A 24,955-nucleotide genomic window follows, 5' to 3' on the forward strand; every position below is an offset into this window, starting at 1 on the left:
ATGCAGCCTGATATGAATTTACCTTTGTTTAAAATGTTATGTTAAATCCCGCCAGAAAAACCCTTTGCTGCGGATACACTACTGCTGCTGCAGCCTCAATCTCCGGATCGATCTGGAAATCTTTTACGTTATCGAAAGAAATCATATTCGATCCGTTTACATAAAAGCGGATTTTTTGCGCTTTGATTTTGTCGGCAATTGTTTTAGGCAGGGTATAAGCCAGTTCCATATTTCTTACACGTAAGTATTTCACATTTTTAAGCCAGAAACTATTATTTCTGCTGTTTGGCCCTGAATTACCATTACGTATTGCCGGGTAATAGCCCGGAATCCAGGCACTTGTCGGGTCGTAAGGATCAGCCCTGTGCCACCTGTCTTCCAGTAGATAAGCAGGCGAGTTTCCACCACCATGAAAAGCATTTCTCAATTCATAGTCTTGATTCCATGACTGCATGGCGCCACCAGCTAAATCAATATTCAGATCAATACCTTTATATGATAAACCAATGCGGCCGCCGAAAGACATCATTGGTGCCCAACCGGTAGGATAACCAATCGGACGCTGATCAAGGTCATTGATCACACCATCGCCATTTACATCTTTGTAGATAAAATCTCCCGGTAATTGATTTCTGTTATTGTTGCCATCGTTGTTAATCGGGTAATTACGGATTTCTTCTTCAGACTGGAAACGGCCTACAACCTCGTAGCCCCACCAAATGCCGCCCCAACGGTTTTCAGATGAATTGGTATATTCGTTATACGAATTGCTGAAACGTGGCTTATATGAATCAAGTACTTTATACCTTGAAAAGGTAAAGTTTCCGCTCACTGTGTAGTTCAATTCGCCAACTTTACTGGCATAAGTGATAATACCTTCTGCTCCGTAGTAACCATTGCTGTTCAAGTTCTCATTCGGCAGCGTGTAACCGATTTCAGATGGTAGAAGTACGTCGTATTTTGTGCCCGGATAACCTGTACGGATAATTTTAAATGCATCGGCAGTGAATGTTAACTTATTATCGAACATTCCTACATCGATACCAACATTGTAATTGGTGTTTTTTACCCATGAAAGATTACGTACCGGAAGGCCCTTAGGCTGAATACCCGGATAATACGTTCCGTTTAATACGGCATTTCCTGAACCCCAGTTGTAGCCTGACAGGTAGCCATGCATACCCACACCTTCTTCCAATCCGGTTTGACCAACAGAGACACGAAGTTTCATGTCATTTACGATTCCTTTTAATGGCTTGAAAAATGGCTCATCAGAAATCCGCCAGCCTAAACTTCCGCCTGGGAAAAGTCCCCATTCTTTACCCGAATAATACAGGTAAGAACCATCATAACGGCCTAATATTTCCAGTAAATATTTCCCTTTGTAATTATAGTTGAAACGACCAATGAAACCTGCTCTTGCTTCGTAAAGCCATTCATCGCCTATACCACTCAATTCGGAAATGGTATTTACCAGCGGAATATAGTTATTGGTAGGGTTTGAGCCTATTGTGGTCAGTGTCCTGTCCCAGTCTGAACGCTCGTAACCACCCATTACCGAGAAATTATGGTCTCCGATTTGTTTGGTATAATCTAACTGGAATTGTGCCGACCTCGCTACCGCTACACGGTCGGTTTTATAGCGCCATCTTGAATTGGTTCCGTTACTGCGCACGTAGTTGCCATTGTCATAACGGTAAACATCGTAGGTATACTGAAATCCATCAAACTTATTATTGGTATAATTATAAGAAACGAGACCTTTTGCTGAGAGGCCAAACTTTGTTTTATACGAAGCGGTTAAATTAATATTACCACTCATAAAGCTATTGTCTTTATAACCAGCAATGTCCCGGCTAAAGATTGCCGGATTATAGGCAAACTCGTTGGTTTGATTCGGATATAGAGGATTATCATTGGCATACGGCCCAACGGTTGGCCTGTTTTTGAAAATGGCCAGAATGGAAGAAAAATAACCGTCTCCACCTGGTAACCCCACATCCTGTGTTTTTTCCTGACGGGCAGAAATTTGGGTGCCGACGGTAAGTCCTTCAAGTACCGTTGCTTCCAGGTTGGCCTGTAGGTTGGTGCGTTTATAATTGAAATCCTTAATCATGGCATCCTGTTTCAGGTTACCAACCGAGAGGAAGTAGTTTGAGTTTTTTCCGCCACCGGTAATGTTGGCATTGATGTACTGCTGCGGAATATCCTTGCGGATCACCATGTCGGCATAATCATAACTTTTATAACCTGGTTCAGTACCTGCCTGCCATTTGGCAAGTTCTGTTCGGGTATATACCGAGCTTGGGTCGCGGCCTTCATTTTGTGCTGCTTCTACCAAACCCCGTGTGTATTGTGCTGCATTTGCCATTTCAGGGAAACGGGTAAGGTTTTGCCAGCCCAGATAACCATTAACATTAATTTTTACCTTTTCCTCTTTTGAACCTTTTTTGGTTGTAATTAAAACCACCCCTTTTGAGGCTCTGAAACCATAAACTGCTGCAGCTGCATCTTTAAGAATTGATATACTTTCAATATCTTCCAGGTTCAGTGAGTTAAAAATATCAGCACCTGATGCATTTTGTGTACCCACCCAGTCGGTTCCGGTTTGACCGCCATAAGCTACCCCATCAATTACAAATAAAGGGTTTCCCATGTTACGGATTTCGATGCTGGCTCCACGTCCCGGACGGGCATCTTTAGCGCGTACAGAAACCCCCTGCACTTTACCCGCCAATGCACCTGCCGTACTGGTAGAAGAAGTACGTACCACATCTTCGGCTTTCAGGTTACTTACCGCACCTGTAATGTTTCGTTTAGATTGTTTACCGTAACCTACTACCACCACATCTTCCAATCCCTGATTATCAGGTTCCATTTTGATTGTGAATTGCGTTTTATCGCCAATGGCAATGGTTTGGTTTTTGTAACCGATATATGTAACCAGAAATGCGCCTTTGCTCGTGTTGAGCGTAAAACGTCCCTGGGCGTCGGTAGTGGTGATTTCTTTGGGTAAAGTACCTTCAACTACAATGGTTACGCCTACCAGCGGATCATTGAGTTCACTCAGTACTTGTCCGGAAATCTTGCGTTGCGCAAATGAGTAATAGGGGATTCCCCATACCATAAGGCATAAGAAGAAAATTTTCAGGATTCTCATGTTATATTTGGTTTTGTTTAAAAGTGTTTTTGCCCAGTGTTATAGATCCACACTACCGATGGGTTAAAACCTGGCCTGGTGCGTAAACACCATAGTCATCTGATGGAATACCCGTTTAGGTAGTACCCCTCAAATCTGCCTGGTTAGCTTCATTGAAAAATGAGTCGGTGAACTCACCTGTTGCTGGATCTATAAATAGTTGGTTCCAAACCTACAGGTTTCAAACAGGTGGGGCAGTATACAAAACCGTCAATTTTGATTTGTATTTTCGTCAAAATGGTGCTATTTTGGTTTTTATGGCTACTTTTTTCTGATATTCGGATGGGAGTTCGCCGAATTCTTCCTTAAAACACTGACGAAAATAAATAGCGCTGTTTATACCTACCATTAAAGAAACTTCTGTGATATTATACTGCCCTGAACGGAGAAGTCTGGCTGCTTTTTGTATCCTGATTTTACGTACCAGCTGGTTGATGTTTTTACCTGTAAGCCCCTTTAATTTTCTGTACAGTGTAGATTGGCTCATGTTCATTTTGTCGGCAAGGGTAGCTGCGTCAAGTACCTCGTCCTGGATACATGCTTCCACCAGCATTACAAATTCCTGTACAAGAGCATTCTCCTGCCATAGCTCGGGGTTGTTTTCCGGTGGATTAACTTTCGTGTCACCTCTATCACCAGAAAGCCGATTTAACATTGCTGTATATAAGGTTTTTCGCTTTAGCAGCAGGTTTTCGATGCGACTGTTGAGAAGCTTTGGACTTACGGGTTTGGTGAGGTATGAGTCAACACCAAGAACATATCCCATTTCTTTATCATTATTGGCATCTTTTGCGGTTAAGAATATGCTGGGGATGTGGCTGGTTTCACGCAGTTCTTTCAGCTTTTTGAGCATGGTAAAGCCATCCATATCGGGCATCATTACATCGCTTACTACTAAATCTGGAATGCGGTTTTTAGCCAGTTCAAATCCTTCCAAACCGTTGGAGGCAGTAATTACTTCATAATTTACTGATAGCACGGTAGCTAGATACTCCCTCAAATCTTTTTCATCTTCTATAAGAAGCACAACTGCACGTAAATCGTTAGCGGTTTCTATGGGATTAGATGAAGAAATGTGGAGATTATTTTGTGGTGTAGCAGGTACCGCATTGGTTAGCAACCGTACGCAGAATTCACTCCCTTTACCCGGCTGGCTTTTTACTGAAATTTTTCCCTGGTGTATGGCTACCAGTTCTTTTACAAGTGCCAGGCCAATACCGGTTCCATGGCTAACTGTTTTCGATACCTGATAATACCGTTCAAAGATTTTATTAAGATGTTCTGCCTCGATTCCACATCCGGTATCTTTAACACAGATCAGGGCAGACGTAGTTAAGTTGTCTTGCTCGTAGGTAAGATGGACCTCTATTTTTCCTTCAGCGGTATGTTTGCAGGAATTTGATAACAGGTTATCTAAAATTAATTGAACAATTTCGCCATCAAAGGTGGTTTTAATGTCTGGTTGTTCAATTGTACAGCTAATCTGCAGGTCGGTATTGGTATTAGCTTCAGCATATTTCTGAACAATTTGTTTTACCAGTTCACCCAGATAATCTTCGCCCAAAACCAGGGGTTTGTACTGCGATTCTACCTTGCGGAATTCGAGTAACTGATTCACAAGCGAGAAAAGCCTGTTGGCATTCTTTTGCACCATCAATAGGCCATTTTTATATTTAGACGCAAGTTTTTCTTCCTGTAAGAGGTCTTCCAAAGGCCCAAGTATGAGCGTGAGCGGAGTGCGAAGTTCATGGGTAATATTGGTGTAAAAATTCATTCGCTCCAGGTTTAGTTTTTCATGCTGCACCATTTGAAGTTTTTTTACGCGGAGTTCTGCCTCTGCATATACTTTCCTGATGTGAAAAAATATCAGTGTAACAATAATTCCGGCAAACACCAATACATAACAAAACCAGGCAAATGTACTCAGGTAAAAAGGAGGAAAAATTTCAATGCGCATTTGCTGAGTACTATCAGACCAGTTTTCATTCTTCTGGCGGGTACGGATACGAAGCTCATAGCTGCCGTGAGGGATATTTCTGAAATCAACATTTTTTTTATCGCCCAGGAAAACCCATTTATCATCCAGTCCATGAAGCTGATAACTAAACTCCACCATGTCGTTCAGTGCATAATCCATTACCGCAAGCTCTACGCGAAAACTGTTTTCCTGATGTTCAAGTTCTATTTTTTCAGCAATGCCGGGGTGTTTTTCACTTTGTGTATTTGTTTCTCCAGCATTGAATACCACAAAACTGCTAATCCTGATGGGCGATTTAGGCAATACCAGAGGAACCAGCAGGGGATTAAAATATACAGCTCCCGATGGCATCCCGAAAAACAGAGAACCCTGCGCATCAGTACCGACACTATTGATGGTAAAACCACCAAGGGGTATTCCGAAAGCCTGATCGTATCTGAAAAATTTTTTCTGTTTGATCAGGTAGCGCAACAACCCCTGACGTGTAGAGCACCAAATGTTTCCACTTTTGTCTTCAGCAATAGCATTGATGGTTAACCAGGCTTTACCACCCGGCGGAACAATGATTTCCAGCTCACCTGTTTTTTTTGTGGCCGGCTGGAGGCTTAAACCTTCATTGGTCGCGATCCAGATGTTGTGCTGACGATCAGCAAATAAATGGTTGATGGTATTGCTGTTGATTCCCTGTCCTTTTATTATTTTTTTTATTAGCTTTCCGGTAGAGTTAAAAATGTAAATACCCTGACCGTAGGTGCCTATCCATCTGTTTCCATTTTGGTCTTCTGCTATGGTACGTGGCGCATAGTCTCCGAGTACAGGGCTATGGGTGGTTAATTTGCTGAATGCCCCTGTTTTGGAACGGATAAATACCCCTTCCTGGGCAGCGAAAGCGATGTTGCCTGCTTTATCTTCAACGATTGCCCTAACAGACGACATTTTTTCGACGGTTTCTACCTTTTTCCAGGCCTGTGTGGTTGCATTAAAAAACGATACCCCACCATTTTGAAGACCGAACCATTTGTTGTTGTCGCTGTCCTGTAATCCCGACAGAAGAAAATCGTCACCTATCGCACTGTTGCCAGTGTTAATTTTATTTACCTTGCCATTAGGTTTAACATGTAATACCCCATCGCCAACAGTACCCAGCCAAATACTATTATCGCGGTCGTTTAAAATGCTGATGACGGTTGCCGGTTTTCCCTGTCCGGGAAATAATGCCTGTGTGGAAAGGATAGAAAAAAAGGGTTTAATATGGCTTGTAAAGGCAATGCCGCCACCGTAAATCCCCATCCATACATTGCCAAACTGATCTTGATCAATGCTTTGGACCGATGAGGTTTTGCCACGGTTTAAATTAGCAGATGTTATGTTTTTTATCTGCGAAATTGTGCCATCAGCCAGGTATTCGGGATTGAGCATAAATAGCTGTGATGACTCGGTGCCAAGCCATATGGAGCCGTTAATAGCTTTAATGGAGTAGATAAACGGCTCCTTTCCATTAATGCTTTTTGAAAAGAGGTTTATTTTTTTCAGGCTTTTTGTTTTCGGGTTGAAGATGGCCAGGCCTTTTCTGGTTCCGATCCAGATGTTGTTAAATGGATCACAAAACAGCGATTTAACCTCGTTGTCTGGTAGCAAACCCTTGCTATTACTCACATTGATAACCGTTACGCTACGGTTTTTGGGGTTCAGAATAGAAATTCCTTTATTTACATGGCCAATGTAAAGCGTTCCGTTTTTGTCTTCAATGAGTGTCCAGGTACTGTTTTCCGGCAGGTTAGGAAGGTTCTTTCTGTTAAAACGCTCAAATGTTTTGGTTGAGGTGTTGAAACGTTGTACGCCCTGGTGATAGGTGGCCAACCAGAGGTGGCCACTCCGTGATTTAATAATATCGGTAATATCGTTAGTGGCTAGCGATTGTGGATTTTTATCGTCATGAACGTAATATGAAAAACGATTGGTTTTTAAATCATAAACATTTAAGCCGTTTGCGCGTGTACCTATAAAAACCTGATCGTTATCATATAATAAGGTATTGATTTCATTACTGTTTACCGAAGAGCCGTCTGCCTTTTCTGATTTATAAAACTGTTTAAAAGAATTGCTGGCAAAACGGTTAAGGCCCAATTCGGTCGCAATCCAGATAAATCCATACTTATCATGTACAACATCTATTACCTGCTCACTCGACAATCCTTCCTGAAGCGATAAAAACTTAGCCTGATTGGTTTGCGCCACCAGTACAGTGCTGTATAAAAAAAGCGTTAATAATACCCTCAGTCCCAATTTCATAACCATCCCCTCCTGTGGAACTATCTTATTTTGCCACGATTACATTTGCCCCGCCCGGTAACAGTTTTACTTTCAGTTTTTTTGAATTGTTTAATTTCACCTGTTTTATCTGAGGCGAACGGTCCTCAGCATCATTGTACAAAGTCGCTTCAGTACCCGATAACATTGGGAGCGAAATGTCTATCGTTTTCTCAGTCGTTTCAGCATTTATCGCTGCAATATACCAGGTATCGCCATGGCGGCGTGCCAGTACGCAATATTTCCCGGGATATCCGTCAATAAAAACCGTATTGTCCCAGATGGTAGGCACTTTTTTCATAAAGTCGATGATATGAGGCGCAGCATCGCTAAGGTTATTAGGCGTAATGCCAAAATTTTGTACAGGATTTTGAAAAACGATAGCAGTGGCCACCTGGAAAGTTTCTGTTGTTTTTCTAATGGTTCCCCCGTCATTTTTTCTGTTATGGCGCTTGTTTAAAAGAACCGGACCAAAATCCATTGCACCTACAGCATTGCGGATAAAGGGATGAAGACTGGCATTGAAAGCTTCCTTATCATTTGCATGTTGCCCAAATATCAGATTCTCTGATGCCAGTACGGCCTCACTGCCCACATAGTTAGGGTACATTTTTTCCCAACCTCGAGGTATTGTACAGCCATGGAAAATCACCGTTAAACCAAAAGTATTGGCATCAGCCAAAATATCTTCATAAAGTTTCATGGTTTCCTGTTTGTCGCCACCAAAAAAATCTACTTTGATCCCTTTTATCCCGATTTTTTGCATCCAGGCCATCTCCTGTTTTCTTGAAGAGGCCGTATTCATTTTATACTTAGGAGTTTGCGGTGCATCGTTCCAAAATCCATTAGAATTATACCACAAGGCAATACCAACATTTTTCTCTTTGCCATACGTAACCAGTTCCTCTATTTTTTTCCGCCCGATCCGGCTGTCCCACCAGTTATCGATCAGTACCAATTCATAACCCATAGCTGAAGAAAGATCGATGAATTTTTTCTGGTCTTCGAAATTGATGCTTTCATCTTGCCATAACAGCCAGCTCCATGTAGACCGGCCAAAGGTATAGTTTTTTGATGCCGGATATTGTGGCTCTACAACATCGAATGGCACAGTCGTTTCAACAATGGGTTTGAGTGTACGCCCTATGGTAATGGTACGCCAAGGGGTATTGCCTGGTAAGGATATGGTTGGGTTTGCACTACCAATGCCATTATTTTCACCTTTCTCCGGAAAAGTAATTTTGTAATGGCCATCTTTAGTTCCTTCACTCAGCTTTGATCCACAGTATAGCGAATTAACCCCTGTTTCAGAAAGCAATACCCAGCCATCGTTCCCCAGGTGGAAAAGAGCAGGAAAAGTATAACCTACACCATATTTGGATGGAACGCCCATGGCCTGATCAGGATTATATTCTTCTTCGTAGCTTGGTTTGGTTTTCATCCAGCCAATCATCGGGGTAGCTTGCGGGGTTAAAAATGTAGTGGTATTTGCAGGGAATTTGTACCCGCTCAATTCTTCTTCAATAACAAAGGTTGCGGGCTCACCGGTCTGGGGAACCTGATACCTGAAGGCGATGTCGTTATTGCTCACCCGGAATACTACTTCAAGCTGATTTTTTGATGCATTTTCAAACTTGCAGATCAGCTCATTTGCCTGGTAGTTTACACTACTGATTTTAATTTTGGGTTCAGTGTACCGCTCATCTATTTTTCGTAATTGCTTGCCGGTCAATTTTAGCCCGGATGATAAATCCATCTGGCTTCCACGAAGTCCCAGAGGAGATCGCTCAATCATTTCTTTTCCCTGTAACGTTACATTATAATAAAGTTTACCCTCGTTTACATAAAGCTTAACCATTAATTTCTGATCCGGACTGATAACGTTCATGTCCTGGGCGAAAGATAAAATGTGGAGGGCAACTAACGCCATTGCCAATAAGATGCCTTTACAATAATTCATGGTTAAAGATTTGGGGATATTCATCACAACAGGATAAGTTTATTTGGTTTAGATTGATCGGATCAGTATTTGAAAACCGAAAATTAGGAAAAAATTTTAAATGTTATGATAACGTTTATTGTTTTTTCAAAATCTATTTTACCAGATACAGATATGATGTACCCCAATTAAAGGTTAGCAATTTATTAAAAGCCTTATTTGTAAGCAGGTTACAGCTGCTTTTGATATTGGTGAACTGCAGACGATAAAAACACTTATCTATCAACGGATCAAACGCCAGGAGTCAAAATTAAAGATGTTTTTACCTTCACCTTTGAAAACCAAATAGAGGTCGTGTACGCCGGTAAGCTGGTTTATTTTACAAAGCTGGGCTTTCCAATCGTGAGCGCTTTTGGTTGATTTTACCTCCAGGTTACCCAGCAGTTTTCCGTTTAAACTGTCTGCCCTTAATTCTATATTCCCTTTTGAAGATTGTGCAGCAACAATAGCCTCAAACTTACTTGCACCTTTGCCAAAATCTACACTGCGGATTTTGATGTAATGGTTATTGTCAATATTAGTTACATAAATAGCCCCTGTTAAACTATCTTTGGCCGTTTTTACTCCTTCAGACCATGCGATAGTCTCCGCTTCCACGCGGCTAAAAGGATTCAGATTTGCGGCGCTTTTCAATACGCCTGATCTGGTGCGGTTAATTCTTGGAATCGAACCATCGGCATTAAAACTAAACGGTTCAATGCAAACGGAACGTTTGAAACCACCGCCTCCCGGTAAAGACCCATCATGATAAAATAAATAAGACTGACCTTTAAAATCGATGTATCCAGGGTGATTGGTGAATGCACCACGATCTTCAATCACTTTCATAATCGTATCTCCATACAACCAGGGCCCGGTAGGCCCATCGCTGGTAGAATAAGCCAGGTGTTCTGGTACGCCACCTGCCGGATAAAGCAGGTAATATTTATTTTTTCGTTTAAAAAACCATGGTCCTTCTTCGTATTCTGATGGTCTCTTGTCTGCATCTTTTTTCCTCACACTAAAGCCTTGTTTGGTTAGCGGCACTTTTACGATTCCAACTTTTTCATCATAAGAGATCATGTCTTTATTCAGTTTTACGTAATACAATTCTGGATTGCCCCAATATAAATAAGCCTGTCCGTCATCATCAATAAACACAGTAGGATCAATGTAACCAAATCCTGTAAGTAATGGTTTACCAATGGCATCTTTAAAGCCCGATGTCGGACTGCCGGAGACCGCAACGCCAATTGCATTTCCGCCATTTTTTTGGTTTACAGGTAAGTAATAGTAAAATTTTCCGTTTCTGAAGATACACTGACCCGCCCATGCATCACCGCGAGACCAGCTAAAATCTTTGTAGGATAAAATAGCACCGTGATCAGTCCAGTTAACCATATCCTTTGAAGAATAACACCGCCAATCGTTCATCGTGAAAAAATTTTTTACGGTAACATCTTCATCGTGAGAAGTGTATAGGTAAACGGTACCATTGTGTACCATTGGCGCCGGATCGGCGGTATAATAAGTTTGAATGATCGGGTTTTGGGCGAAGCTGTACAGCGCTGATAATATACTGGTTAACAGCGCTATTCCAAATATTTTTTTCTGCATTATTCTGATGTTATTTTAACAGGGACAGCATTGTTTTTGCATAACGTTCGCCGAGCATACGATAGCCCTGTGCATTGAAATGGAGGTGATCGGCAGCTGCGGTACAGCCAGCTGATGAGATGATGTGTGCATTGGGAATTATCGTTGGTAAGGTTGCGATAATTTTATTCATTGATGCGCATGTTCCTCCCTGATCTGCGTTAACCACTTCACCGGCAAGAAGGGGTGTAGTTGACGGATTTAAATTTAAGTCCTTGATGAGGTGTTCATAAACCGCCTTCACTTTTTTTGGCCACTCCTGATCTCCGGTATTAGATTCGCCCTGGTGCATCATAATGCCCTTTATTACGCCTGATCGCTGTGCAATTTTGGCTAATTCTACCAAACGACCGTATGGATTTCCGCCGTATGCATTTAAGGCCGACTTCATCCAATCTGGTGCGGCAGTGGTATAGGTTTGATAAGAATCTTTATCAAATAACTCAATTTTGCAACCACCAACTGCTACATTGATTACGCCGATCCGCACATCTTGAGGAAGTGAATCTAAAAGCGTTCTGCCAAAATAGTCCATTGGTGTTAAGCCGGTTTTGCATCGGCACAAAGGTGGTTTAGCCGTATACCAATTGTCTTTTTTACGGCCTGATTCCGGACAGTCAACCGCCTGTAGCACCCTGAATCTATTGTTTACTGTTGTATCCTGAGGCTCGAAAGGCGCATTACCTTCCATATTGGATTGACCAAAGCTCAGAAAAACATATAATTTCTGATCCTGACCATAGGATTTTTCACTATTGCAAAACGTTAATGCAAGTAACACAATAACTCCTAATCTTAAGCCCATTTTGTTTGAATAGCTTATGGCCTGTTTTAGCCTGTCTGCGGTTAATTTTTTCATATTCATTCATCATTATACCTCTCGCTAAAGTATTAAATGCCACAGATTAGCAGTAGCATTTTTCGTCATAAAAAACGCTCATATGATTAAAATTGATCCGAATTATTCTATTGCTGGTTGCCGACCAGCTTCATTTCCTGCATATAGGTTTGTATTGTTGGCAGATGATAATATGTAGTTGTCAGGTAGATTTTTTTTATTAAATCAACATTTCTGCTAACATATTATTCAAAGTTTCTATACTAAAATCTTCTTTTAGCATAGTTTTATCTTTTGCCTCACCTTTAGTTTTAAATGTATTTTATCTGAAAAACAGGGGCAAAATTTAACCAAATAAATATTAAAGATCAAATAAGCATGTCAAAAAAATGATCTGTCACTATTCATCCATAAAGTTTATGATCAAGAGAGCGATAAATAATTAGGAATTAAAATAATTCAGGTAAATGGAAGCCGTATTACAGAAAGGTCTTCTTATGTAACTAATGTTGTTTTGCTTGTTGATTGGAGGTAATTCCATAGGATTTTAAAACGAAGTAAATGATTGTATCCTGATTTGAATGAAATTTTCAGGAATCTTATTAACCAAAAATGAATAAAAAATGAATCTAAAAATTAAGAGCCAATCTGCTTTGGCCATTGCCCTGATGGTTGCCTTAGGGAGTTCCTGCCAGGAAAAAAAGAAAGATGCTGAGGAAAAAGAAACCTCAAAAACAGAGAAGAAACAATATCTTTCTGAGCCATTGGTGAAAGAAATTTATACTGCAGATCCTTCTGCACACGTATTTAACGGTAAAATTTATATCTATCCGTCGCATGATATCGAATCAGGCGTAAAAGAAAATGACAATGGCGATCATTTTGATATGAAAGATTATCGGATTCTGAGTATGGACAGCATTGGTGGCAAGGTTACCATTCATGATACTGCACTATCTGTAAGTGATATTCCATGGGCAGGAAGGCAATTATGGGCGCCAGATGCAGCCTATAAAAATGGTACGTATTATCTTTATTTTCCTGTTAAGGATAAAAATGATGTTTTCAGAATAGGGGTGGCCACCTCGAAAGATCCGGCCGGACCTTTTAAAGCAGCTAAAGAACCGATTGAAGGCAGTTTTAGTATTGATCCGGCGGTGTTTACCGATACAGATGGCAGCAGCTACATGTATTTCGGTGGGATCTGGGGTGGACAGCTTCAGCGCTGGAAAGACGGAAAATATGATCCGAATGGTTCTAAAACCGATTCTCAAAAAGAAAACGAACCTGCCTTAACCGCAAAAGTTGCGAAACTAAGTAAGGATATGATGGCTTTTGATGGGCAAGTGAAAGATGTGGTTATTTTAGATCAGCAAGGTAAACCACTTCTGACAAAGGATCACGATCGCAGGTTTTTTGAAGGTGCCTGGATGCATAAATATAATGGTAAATATTATTTTACCTATTCAACAGGCGATACCCATTACCTGGCATCAGCCATTTCAGATAGCCCCTGGGGACCTTTTAAATACCAGGGCACTTTTATGACGCCTGTAGAGGGCTGGACTACTCATCACTCCATTGTTGAAATTAAAGGTAAGTGGTATATTTTTTATCATGATACCCAGCTTTCCGGAAAAACACATTTGAGAAATGTGAAAGTAACCGAGCTGAAACATCTTAAAGATGGTACTATTGAGCTGATAAAACCAAATAAGGGTTAACTATCTGCTGGGCTATCAAAAATAAATCCATCAATACATTCGTCATTCCCGCGCGGGCGGAAATCTTAATGCAAATGTCTTAAGATTCCCAATCAAGTTGGGAATGACGATTCCCTGAGGGATATTATCTGCCCTATTTATCTGTTAACCTAAACTCGATAATTATTTAATTAAAATACTACCTATCCTCAGGATTGACAATTCTATCTTTACATCAAACTCTAAAGAGTCGTAATTGTGCAAAGGCTTTTTAGTAGAGAGTCGTCTTTTTCAAAATCTTTGGTATGAAGACCTATTTTTGTATAAAAGACCCTGAAACAAGTTCAGGGTGACGAACGGCAAGAATGATCGTAGTTAAGCGAAGATCTTTCAAACTGACCGCACATTCTGAAATTCCTGCACAAGATCAATTTTTGCATAAAAGACCCTGAAATGAATTCAGGGTGACGAACGGTAAGAATGATCGTAGTTACGCGAAGATCTTTCAAACTGACCGCACATTCTGAAATTCCTGCACAAAATCAATTTTTGCATAAAAGACCCTGAAATGAATTCAGGGTGACGAAAGACGAGGCAATCTATTCAATAAAAAGATTGCTTCGTCGTTCCTCCCCGCAATGACGAATTTTTTAAGAAAATCTATAGATTGTTATTTCAAAGCCCGCGCTCGTTTTTAACGAGTGCGTAGATAGCTTAACGATTTTATCGTTTTTTGTGCAAACCCATTATTATCAACGCTCGTTTAAAAACTATCGTGAGTTTAAGTTATTTAGAATTATAAATTTTATCATTTCCGCTATAATCGATCCATTTAAAGCTCGCTGTATTATCACTTGGCTGACCAGACGATGTAGCATACAGTGCGAAAAGAGACCCGATAAATCCACCGGCGGCCTGCGTACTTAAATATTTACCATCAACGTCTTTTTTCAGAATCAGCCAGTCGCCATTTCCCTGACGATATTTGAAATCGTACAAGCCAGCTTTAGCTTCAATCGCCAGCTGAAGATCAGCTGATGACTCAGGCAAGGGCAATTCCGTAATTAACACCATTTGTTTTGTGGCCTGATCGCCTTTAAAAAGCTGAATGACGTCTTTATTTTCTTTAACGGATTTACACATGAAGTAAAAATTAAACTCCCCCTGAAAGATCATAAATCCTGCTTTTTCATTTTCAGTTTTCGGTAAAAAATGTAGTGATGTACTGGCTGAACAGAACATGTGTTGCTGCCTTTTGCCTAAAAAAGCTGGATTTCCTTTTTCCATGCAGGTTTCTGGCTTAAGTTTCATCATTAGCCCATTTTTCTTGTCCAGTTTGTACCATGAACTGTCGTTTTTTCTTAAGAATAACAGGGATGGATCTAAAACTTTATCAAATGTGGTGCGATAAGAAAAATTACCACTTTGTGGTGGCGTTCCCTTTTGTTTAACTTCTTTAAAATTCGCCTCATATTGATATTGTACTTCTTTGAAATCGGGATTGATTACCGGCCATCCATCTGTCCATTTAACCGGCGCGATGAAAGTTTCTCTTCCGGTGTTGTAAAAATTCCCTTCATATGGACGCACGGCAAGAAAAATGGCGTAAGTTTTTCCATCAGGTCCTTCAACCAATTCGGCATGACCGGTCGAGGTAATCGGATTTGCACGGTTGGGGTCTAAATCCCGTTGCGTTAGAATGGGATTTTTTTCATAAGGTACATATGGGCCGGTAGCCGAGCGACTTCTAAGGATAACCTGCGAATGGTTTACACTCGTGCCACCTTCAGCAGCGCAGATATAATACCAATCACCGCGTTTAAAAATGTGTGGTCCTTCAATCCATACCGGTTTTTTAGAAATATCTACACCACCATTTACGAGCAAATGCTCTTCCCCTTTAACTTTGAGTGTTGCAGGATCAAATTCATAGGTGCGGATGGTACGGTGGCCGCTATAAAGGGGTTTGTTGTCAGGAGCATCACTATTGTAAACAATATAGGCCTTATCCTGATCAAAAAATAACGACGGATCTATTCCGCGTACTTCACGAAGCCATACCGGATCGCTCCATGGACCTGCAGGATTTTTAGCCGTCATCACAAAATTTCCGCCCTTATCTATATTGGTACAAGTCATATAAAAGGTTCCGTTATGGTAATTGATAGACGGCGCGAACAGACCGCGTGAGGTTCCGTCGCCCAGAAAAGTCATCTGCGAATTTCGCTCAATCACATTTCCAATCTGTTTCCAGTTTTTTAAATCCTTGCTGTGAAAAACAGGAATGCCCGGAAAATAGGAAAAAGTAGAATTAACCAGGTAATAATCAGATCCCACTTTAGTGATACTTGGATCCGGATAAAAACCGGCAAGAATGGGGTTGGTAAATTTTATTTGGGCAAATGCTTGTGTGGTGAAGCATAATAAAAATAGATAAAGGATTTTTTTCATAATTGTATTTGGTAATTGAGGAAATATGCTCGGATTTTTGATGTTATTTTTAAACAGGATTTTTTCGATTTATCTAGCGAAGTATGTTTTCTGTCTTTAAAGTTTCGCTGATGCCCAATTCGAGTCCGCGTAGTTCGGCAAGGCCTTTCAGTCTTCCTATAGCAGAGTAGCCAGGGTAAGGATTTTTATCTAAATCATCGAGCATCTGGTGCCCGTGGTCGGGGCGCATAGGGATCGAACGGTTTTCTTCGGACATGAGTTTTAGGATAGCCCTGACCAAACTGCTCATCTCTGCATTTCCTTCCAGGTGGTTGGCTTCATAAAAGTTGCCGTTATCCTCTCGCTGAACGCTGCGAAGATGTAGAAAATAGATTTTGTTGCCCAAACGTTCAATCATTCCTTTTAAATCATTATCCGGCCTGGCACCGAAAGACCCGCTACAAAAACAGATTCCATTGGAAGGTGCAGGTACTGCCTGTAATATTTTGTGGGCATGTTCTTCTGTGCTCATAATTCTGGGCAGACCCAAAATCGGGTAGGGAGGATCATCCGGATGAATAGCGAGTTGTAATCCGTTTTGATCCGCCGTTGGCGTAATTTCCTTTAAAAAACTGATTAAATTATTGCTGAGTATTTCTGCAGAAATGTTCCGGTATCCTTCTAATAAATTCAATACCTGATCTTTGGTAAAATGATCTTTACTTCCCGGCAGGCCCTGCAAACAGTTGCTCATTAAAGTGCTTTGTTCTTTTGCATTGAGTTTAATAAAGAAATTTTTGGCATCTTCCAGTTCCTGCGCCGTATAGTCAGCACTTGCACCCGGTCGGTTTAGCAAATAAAGGTCAAACGCAATAAACGCTGTTTTCTCAAATCGTAAGGCGAGTGCGCCGGTACTGGTTTTAAATGTTAAATCGGTACGCATCCAGTCTAACACCGGCATAAAGTTGTAGGTAATCACTTTAATGCCGCAGCTGGCCAGATTTTTCAGACTGATTTTATAATTTTCAATCCACTGCTGATATTCGCCCTGTCTCTTTTTTATGTCTTCATGTACCGGTAAACTTTCTACCACTTCCCAAACCAGACCAGAAGATTCTATGAGTGATTTCCGGGCCATTATTTCCTTTTCAGTCCAGATTTCTCCAACGGCGATATGATGTAAAGCCGTTACTACTCCAGTGCAGCCTGCCTGCCGGATATCGGCAAGCCTAACAACATCATCAGGGCCATACCAGCGCATGGTTTGGATCATTTTCATAGCATCACGGTATTGTTTTCAAATATTTTATGATTGCAGATCATCGCATTTCCTGTCTGCTTTTTACGTTGAGCATTGATACACGGCCGCTCTTTGAGGTTGTTTTTCATATTTGGTTTTTAGGTTTGGTCCTGTAAAATGTTATGCCCACAACCATTTGGGCTTTTTTCTGCAATCGATTGCTAAAAAGCTTAACCATGCTAATTTTTTCTTAGCTTAGTTGATGCTTAAAGCCTGTTAATTACGAAACGCTTCCGGTCAGATACCTTTTTCCAAGAAGTATCTCTAAACCGAAGTTCATTAAAGATTTTTAAATAAATGATGATTTGTTCTGCTTAAAGGCATTTTTGAACATTTTTGCACTCAAAATAATCAATGGTTCCATTACCCTGATGTGCGATGCGCTTAAGTTTGTATTAATAATTAATTTCAGGCAGGCTATCAATTATTGCTGCCAATCACCGCTAACCAATTCAAATGAAACGATTAATCTCCATCTTCGCCACACTTATTTTTATTCAGGTTGCAGTTTTCGCACAAAAGCAGATTCCTGCGGCGCCTGCAGATTTCGATGTTAATCAGGAAAACATCCCGCATGGCAAAATAGATACGATCCAGTATGCATCAAAAACTGTTGGGACAAATAGAAAAGCTACTATTTATTTCCCGCCAGGTTACCTGAAAACCAAAAAATACCCGGTTTTATATCTGCTCCACGGGATTGGCGGCGATGAAAAGGAATGGCTGAACGGTGGTAAACCTCAGGTAATTTTTGATAACCTGTATGCTGCTGGAAAGCTTGCACCGATGCTGGTGGTGATGCCGAACGGAAGGGCGATGCAAGACGACCGTGCTACCGGAAATATTATGGCTCCGGATAAAGTTGCTGCTTTTGCAACCTTTGAAAAGGATCTGTTACAGGATCTGATTCCATATGTAGAAAAAAATTATCCTGTTTTTAAAGACAGGGAACACAGAGCGCTTGCCGGATTGTCTATGGGCGGTGGTCAATCCTTAAATTTTGGATTGGGCAATTTAGATACTTTTGCATGGGTTGGCGGCTTTTCTTCTGCACCAAATACCAAAGTGCCTGCTGAATTATTGCCAGATCCGGCCAAAGCTAAAACCATGCTTAAGTTGCTTTGGATCTCCTGCGGGGATAACGATAGATTACTTAATTTCTCTCAACGTACCCACGAATACCTGGTAGAAAAAAATGTACCCCATATTTATTATGTTGAACCAGGTGTGCATGATTTCAAAGTATGGAAAAATGATCTTTACCTGTTTAGTCAGTTGTTATTTAAACCTGTTGATCAGGCTGCCTTTCAAAAGTATAGCCTAAATCCTTAACAACTGATTATTCTGCTCCATGAAAAAAATTGTAACCCTGTTGCTATTCACCAATGTTGTTCTATCAAGCCTTGCCCAACAAAAACCAAAGTTAAAACTATGGTATAATAGCCCGTCTGGCCAAATTTGGGAAAATGCATTACCTGTGGGTAACGGCAGGCTTGGCGCAATGGTTTATGGAAATGTGGTTAATGAAATTATTCAGCTAAATGAACATAGCCTTTGGAGCGGTAGTCCCAACAGAAATGATAATCCTTTGGCATTAGATTCATTGTCCCGCATCAGAGCGCTTATTTTTGACGGCAAGCAAAAACAGGCAGAACTGCTTGCCAATAAGGTGATCATCAGCAAAAAATCTCAGGGACAGATTTTTCAACCTGTTGCAGATTTACACCTGGATTTTGCTGGTCATGAAACCTATACCAACTTTTACCGTGAATTAGACATCAGTAATGCGGTGAGCACCACCACCTACCAGGTAAAAGATGTTGTTTACACCCGGCGTGTGCTGGCCTCAATGGCCGATGGAATAATTGCGATTGAGCTTAGCTCGAGTAAACCGGGTGCATTAAGCTTTACGGCTTCCCTATCGTCTCTGCAGCCCAGTGCTAAAATGAATACGCAGGTGCCAGGGCAAATTGAAATTACCGGAACTGCTACCTCTCATGAGGGCGTACCTGGGCTTGTCCGCTTTAATGGGATCGCGGCATTTAAGCATATTGGCGGTAAAATCTCCAGTACCGGGCGTACAATTGTGGTAGAAAATACCAATGCGGTAACCATTTATTTAGCTATTGCCACCAACTTTATCAATTACAAAGATATTAGCGGGGATGAAAAGTTAAAGGCCAGGGAAATGCTAAACCGCGCGTTGCCTAAAAAATTTGAGGCTGTTTTAAAAGCGCATCAATTACAATATCACAAATATTTTGATCGGGTAGATTTATCGTTAGGGAAAAGTGATTTTGAACATGTACCTACTGATATCAGGCTGAAGAACTTCAATTCGGTTAATGATCCGCAGTTTGCAGCTCTATATTTTCAATATGGACGCTACCTGCTCATTTCGTGCTCTCAGCCGGGCGGACAGCCTGCTAACCTGCAAGGCATCTGGAATAATAAATTATATCCGCCATGGGACAGCAAGTATACCATCAACATTAACGCAGAAATGAACTATTGGCCTGCCGAGAAAACCAATCTGGCCGAGTTGCATGAGCCTTTCTTAAAAATGGTTCAGGAACTGGGCGAAACCGGAAAGCAAACTGCCCATGATATGTACGGAGCGAGGGGATGGATGGCGCATCACAATACAGATATCTGGAGAACTACTGGTGCTGTTGATGGCGCATTCTGGGGCGCATGGACTCATGGTGGTGGTTGGGCGAGTCAGCACCTTTGGGAACACTATCTTTACAGTGGTGATCAGTCATTTCTCAAATCAGCCTATCCAACTTTAAAAGGAGCAGCCATGTTTTATGTTGATTTCCTGGTTAAAGACCCTAAAAGAGGGTTTTTGGTCATTAATCCGGATATGTCTCCTGAAAATGCCCCTCCTGCGCATCAGGGCTCTTCGCTCGATGCCGGAACAACCATGAGTAATCAAATTGTATATGATGTTTTTAGTTCGGTAATCCGTGCGGGAGAAATTCTGGGTGAAGATAAGGCCCTGGTTGATACGTTGAAAAAGATGCGCAGCCAGCTCCCGCCAATGCAGGTGGGACAATATGGGCAGTTGCAGGAATGGATTGATGATATCGACGATCCAAATGATCATCACCGGCATGTATCTCATTTATATGGCTTATTCCCATCTGCTCAGATATCGCCATATCTAACACCGGAATTGTATGCAGCGGCCCGGAAAACACTCTTGCAACGGGGCGATGTTTCTACCGGCTGGAGCATGGGATGGAAAGTGAACTGGTGGGCAAGGCTGCTGGATGGAAATCATGCCTACCAGCTTATTCAGAGTCAGTTAACGCCAGTGGGAGGAAACCGGGCAAGCGGTGGTACTTACAACAATCTTTTTGATGCGCACCCGCCTTTTCAGATTGATGGTAATTTTGGTTGTACTTCGGGTATTGCAGAAATGCTGATGCAATCAGATAACGGCGCCATTCAACTTTTACCTGCACTGCCCGATGTCTGGAAGGCAAGCGGACATGTTAGCGGCTTAAGAGCGAAGGGTGGGTTTGAGATTGTTGAACTGGAATGGGTAAACGGTATGGTTACCAAATTAGTGATTAAATCGCATTTGGGCGGAAATTTAAGGATCAGGGTACCTAATGAATTAAATTTATCCAAACTCAAAGCTAAAAAGGCCACCGGTGATAATGAAAATCCTTTTTTCTTCGTTAACGAGACACCAAAACCGGTAGTTTCCAAGCTGGCGCCAGCTGTAACTATTGATTTGCCTGAAACTCAACTGTATGATATTAAAACAGCTATTGGGAAAACCTATACGATGTATAAAAAATAAAAAATCTCTGTTTTACCGCAAAGTTCGCAAAGTTTTTGACGCGAAGGAGGTAAAGATGTTGGGGAATTCGTAGTTACATTTATTAACTCTAGAGTTGTCGTCATTGCGAGGAGGAACGACGAAGCAATCTCTCGGATAATTATAAATCCTTGCTATAAAGATTGCTTCATCGGCTGAAAAAGCCTCTTCGCAATGACGATTTTTAAAGGGATCTACTCCTATTCATAATCGCGGCTTTTGGTCATTTCCTTTAACGATTGAAGATCATGGACCGGGCGTTCGATTTCAAATGGAATTTCTCTTCTGCTAAACTGCTGGAAATAAAGTAAACAGGCATCTTTCCAGATCTGGGCATCTCTGCTCTGTGTTCGGAGTTTAGATTGCACCTCTGCAAAACGTTCGCTGTCTATCGATCCCTTTATTTTGTCCCAGCCTTTCTGAAAAGACCTCACCTGTTGAACGCCATGGTCATAACGGATGCATAGTTCCGTCCACAAATCCCTGCCATTTTTTAAACGGTAAGACCAGGGTACATGATGAAACCACAGCAGGTAAATTTCCGGGCAGCTGGAAAGATTATTAAAGGTTGAGCTTAGTGGCTCATGATACTGATCAACCGCATCACTTCCGCTTCTGGTCCTGTCAAAACCTATTCCTGCCGTATCTGCCTTATGGTAATAAACAGAGGTCCAGTCGGGGCGTATTTTATCATTGGAAAACCAAGGTGCCGGTCCATAATGATGACCTTCCGCAAAAATATGGTGTAAACCCAATGGCATCATATAATCAACGGCTGCTTCTCTGCTGTCAAGCATGATTTCCTGGATGGTTTTAATGAAGTTGGTGTCGGTTTTCTTTTCTTTATCATCCAGAAAAGTCTGTTTTATCCATTCTTCAGCAATTGTTTTGCTTTCGAGTTTGTTGTTCCAGGCCAGGCGTCCGAAAGCATACCAGTTTGCCTGGGCAAAAGTATGTCCGGTCCAGTTTACATCGTTTCCAATATTGGCCACACCAGCAATGGCGGTAAAATCTGTTTTGCTCAATGAGCCATCAGTGCAGGCGGCTACGGTACTGCCCTTTCCGTTTTTGTAAGTGTCGCTATTTAAACATTCTTCCCATAAGGTAGAGAGGAAAACGAGTTGCCTGGAAGCGCCCAGATACTCCTGGGTGATTTGGAATTCAGGCATCACCGGCGTGTTCGACATGGCGCCAAATAAAGGGCTAAAGGGTTCTCTGGGCTGAAAATCAAGCGGTCCGTTTTTTACCTGCAAAATTACATTTTTCTTAAAGGCTCCATCCAGTGGTAAAAATTCTTTATAAGCCTGTTTGGTCCTGTCTTCTGGTGATGGGTTGTAAACAAAGGCACGCCACATCACGATTCCGTTAAAAGGAGCCAGGGCGTCGGCCAGCATATTCGCACCATCCACATGGGTTCTTCCGTAATCCTGCGGACCAGGTTGCCCCTCGCTATTGGCTTTAACCAGAAATCCTCCAAAATCAGGGATGAGTTTGTAGATTTCTGCTGCTTTATCTTTCCACCATTGTTTAACCAAAGGATCCAATGGATCTGCCTTTTTTAATTTGCCAATAAGCACCGGTGATGAAAAATTAACAGATAAATAGGTTTTTATTCCGTAAGGACGCAAACTCTCTGCAATGGCTTTTACCTTTTTCAGGTAAGCCGGAGACAGGATTTTTGCAGAAGCATTTACATTGTTTAAAACCGCACCATTAATGCCAATTGATGTATTTGCCCTGGCATAAGCTTTCCATTTTTCTCGGTCCTGATTTGTAATATTTAATCCATTCGCCGTATTGCCCCAAAATATCGAACTTCCGGCATAACCTCTTTCAATGCTGCCATCCAGGTTATCCCAATGGTTCAGGATTCTTCTGGAGTAGGATGGATTTGAAATAACGTTGCGTTGCGGCAGGTTAAGGTATTGGCGCCTTAACAATTCGTAGGTGCCATATAATAAACCCAGTTCTGTGCGGGCGTTGATTGCTGTTTCCTCCAATTGAAATCCATCACGCTTGATCGACGGATTTTTAGTTAAATTAAGTTTTATGGTCATATTCTCCTTACCCAACCAGCCATTTCTGAGTTCAGCTATGGCAAGATCTACAGTAGCGGAGCGTAATGTGCTTGAAATATTAACTTTGATAGCAGTATGGTTTCTAAGCCACAAGGCGTGGCCATCTTCAGCTTTTAATACTGTGGCCTGGTTTAGCATCAGCAATGCAACGATAATGATCCTTTTAATATATGCCATTTTTCTTTTTACAATCATGCTATGATATATTTGATCTAATTTTCAGCTGCTCAGGCCGAATCTTTTTCTTTTATTGAGATAAATGCCGGAATGTTTAACGCTGTTGAAAACGCCACCAGTCTATATCAATTCCGTTAGCCGAATCAACCCCAGATACTACCAGATACAGATCTTGTTTCCCCTTGATAAGTTCTGCTTTTCCGGTATGCAGTTGTAAACCAGCTGTCTGTTTTCCGGTCGAAACCAGTTTTGCAATCTGTTTTCCGTCTAAACTGCCTGCGCGCACCTCAAGGCTTGTGCCGGGTGAGAGGCCGCTGATTTGGGCGCTAAATAGCTTTGGACCTTTTTTGCCAAAGTCTACACCTTGAATTTTGATCCAGTTATTATTCTTCATGCCCGAAATCTGCATTCCGCCATCAGCTGTATTTTTAGTCATGATCCCCTCCTGATCCTGCAGGGTTTCGGCTTCGTTACGTTGGTAAGGATTTACTGCGCCAATTTGTGTTACGCCATTAGCAGTATAATTGATTTGAACAATCGAACCGTCCGGCTTATAATTTAACTCTTCAATTGCCAGATTCCTTTTGTAAACCGGAGGAATACCTTTTTTAATAGCCACAACCCTGTTATGATAAGCATGGTACCATTTTCCTTTAAATTCAAATATGCCGTGGTGATTATTATTGTTATTGTTGGGCGGTTGTGCGCCAATAACACCTTTGTAAACAAATCCGGTGGTCGGATTTGTACTCATCATATAATCAATCCTCATTTCTGCCTTAGGATTAGAGGAATACGAAAAATAGTAATTGCCGTTTCGCTTGTGCATCCATGAAGCTTCGAAAAAAGCAGGCACATGAAATGAGGTTGCGCGCCCATTCACGCTGATCATATCTTCATTTAATTTAATTACGCGCATATTGTCTTCGCCATTGCCTCCGAAATATAAATAGGCCTGTCCGTCATCATCCAAAAAGGCCATCGGATCGAATAACCACATATTTTTTGCAGGCTGTACACCAGGCGTCTCATTATCAATTAACTTTTTGCCCAATGGGTCTTTAAATGGTCCGATAGGGGAGGAGGAGGTAGCTACACCAATTCCTGAGCCACCATTACCAAAATACAGGTAAATTTTACCATTTCTGGCAATAACTGAAGGCGCCCAGGTTCTGCTGGCCCAGGTTACATCACGTGGCGCCTCAAACACCACACCATGGTCGGTCCAGTTTTTCATATCACTGCTGGAAATACAAACAATAGATTTCATTTTATAACCACTATCCTTATCATCGGTATTGTCATCATCGTTTGAGGCATACAGGTAAACCCTTCCGTTATAAACCAGCGTGGCCGGGTCTGCAAGGTGACGATGGCTGGCAATATGGTCATCAGCAAAAGAATTTTTAGCCAGCATGAATAATAGGCAAAATAGGAGCGTGAGTTTAGGGTATTTTTGGTTTGCTTGTTTCATTA

12 protein-coding genes are annotated in these 24,955 nt (G+C 41.5%); 3 read left to right on the forward strand and 9 right to left on the reverse strand.

What is annotated here, in order from left to right; translation table 11 throughout:
* Positions 1-28 precede the first annotated feature (28 nt).
* The 5 genes from ACFE6N_RS11740 to ACFE6N_RS11760 form a co-directional block, all read right to left on the reverse strand.
* On the reverse strand, positions 29-3,160 hold the full coding sequence (locus tag ACFE6N_RS11740; protein WP_378936617.1) for a SusC/RagA family TonB-linked outer membrane protein: 3,132 nt from the start codon (positions 3,158-3,160) through the stop codon (positions 29-31).
* Positions 3,161-3,431: 271 nt separating this feature from the next.
* On the reverse strand, positions 3,432-7,469 hold the full coding sequence (locus ACFE6N_RS11745; RefSeq protein WP_378936619.1) for a two-component regulator propeller domain-containing protein: 4,038 nt from the start codon (positions 7,467-7,469) through the stop codon (positions 3,432-3,434).
* Between the two features lie 25 nt (positions 7,470-7,494).
* Positions 7,495-9,447: a glycoside hydrolase family 97 catalytic domain-containing protein gene (locus tag ACFE6N_RS11750; protein ID WP_378936621.1), complete on the reverse strand. Its 1,953-nt coding sequence runs from the start codon at positions 9,445-9,447 to the stop codon at positions 7,495-7,497.
* Between the two features lie 261 nt (positions 9,448-9,708).
* Positions 9,709-11,082, reverse strand: coding sequence for a glycoside hydrolase family 43 protein (locus ACFE6N_RS11755; RefSeq protein ID WP_378936623.1), 1,374 nt, complete (start codon positions 11,080-11,082; stop codon positions 9,709-9,711).
* A 10-nt stretch (positions 11,083-11,092) separates the two neighbouring features.
* Positions 11,093-11,980 carry a sialate O-acetylesterase gene (locus ACFE6N_RS11760; RefSeq protein WP_378936625.1) on the reverse strand — a complete coding sequence of 296 codons (888 nt, stop codon included), beginning with the start codon at positions 11,978-11,980 and terminating at the stop codon, positions 11,093-11,095.
* A 602-nt stretch (positions 11,981-12,582) separates the two neighbouring features.
* On the opposite strand from ACFE6N_RS11760, the gene ACFE6N_RS11765 reads away from it, so the two are divergent.
* Positions 12,583-13,683, forward strand: coding sequence for a glycoside hydrolase family 43 protein (locus ACFE6N_RS11765; protein ID WP_378936627.1), 1,101 nt, complete (start codon positions 12,583-12,585; stop codon positions 13,681-13,683).
* A 765-nt stretch (positions 13,684-14,448) separates the two neighbouring features.
* Here the strand turns inward: ACFE6N_RS11765 and ACFE6N_RS11770 are convergent.
* Positions 14,449-16,113 carry a glycoside hydrolase family 43 protein gene (locus tag ACFE6N_RS11770; protein WP_378936629.1) on the reverse strand — a complete coding sequence of 555 codons (1,665 nt, stop codon included), beginning with the start codon at positions 16,111-16,113 and terminating at the stop codon, positions 14,449-14,451.
* A 73-nt stretch (positions 16,114-16,186) separates the two neighbouring features.
* Positions 16,187-17,371 (reverse strand): mannonate dehydratase, encoded by a 1,185-nt coding sequence (uxuA, locus tag ACFE6N_RS11775; protein WP_378936631.1) that lies wholly within the window; start codon positions 17,369-17,371, stop codon positions 16,187-16,189.
* 477 nt (positions 17,372-17,848) lie between these two features.
* On the opposite strand from uxuA, the gene ACFE6N_RS11780 reads away from it, so the two are divergent.
* A complete protein-coding gene (locus tag ACFE6N_RS11780) occupies positions 17,849-18,724 on the forward strand; it encodes an esterase family protein (protein ID WP_090981701.1) in 876 nt (291 codons plus the stop codon).
* A 19-nt stretch (positions 18,725-18,743) separates the two neighbouring features.
* Positions 18,744-21,206, forward strand: a complete 2,463-nt coding sequence (locus ACFE6N_RS11785) for a glycosyl hydrolase family 95 catalytic domain-containing protein (RefSeq protein WP_378936633.1) — start codon at positions 18,744-18,746, stop codon at positions 21,204-21,206.
* 218 nt (positions 21,207-21,424) lie between these two features.
* Here the strand turns inward: ACFE6N_RS11785 and ACFE6N_RS11790 are convergent, their stop codons facing one another.
* Both ACFE6N_RS11790 and ACFE6N_RS11795 read right to left on the reverse strand, forming a co-directional pair.
* A complete protein-coding gene (locus ACFE6N_RS11790; protein ID WP_378936635.1) occupies positions 21,425-23,479 on the reverse strand; it encodes an alpha-glucuronidase in 2,055 nt (684 codons plus the stop codon).
* A gap of 94 nt (positions 23,480-23,573) precedes the next feature.
* On the reverse strand, positions 23,574-24,953 hold the full coding sequence (locus ACFE6N_RS11795; protein ID WP_378936637.1) for a glycoside hydrolase family 43 protein: 1,380 nt from the start codon (positions 24,951-24,953) through the stop codon (positions 23,574-23,576).
* Positions 24,954-24,955 lie beyond the last annotated feature (2 nt).

This window comes from Pedobacter sp. BG31 (assembly GCF_042464845.1).
Lineage (GTDB): Bacteria > Bacteroidota > Bacteroidia > Sphingobacteriales > Sphingobacteriaceae > Pedobacter > Pedobacter suwonensis.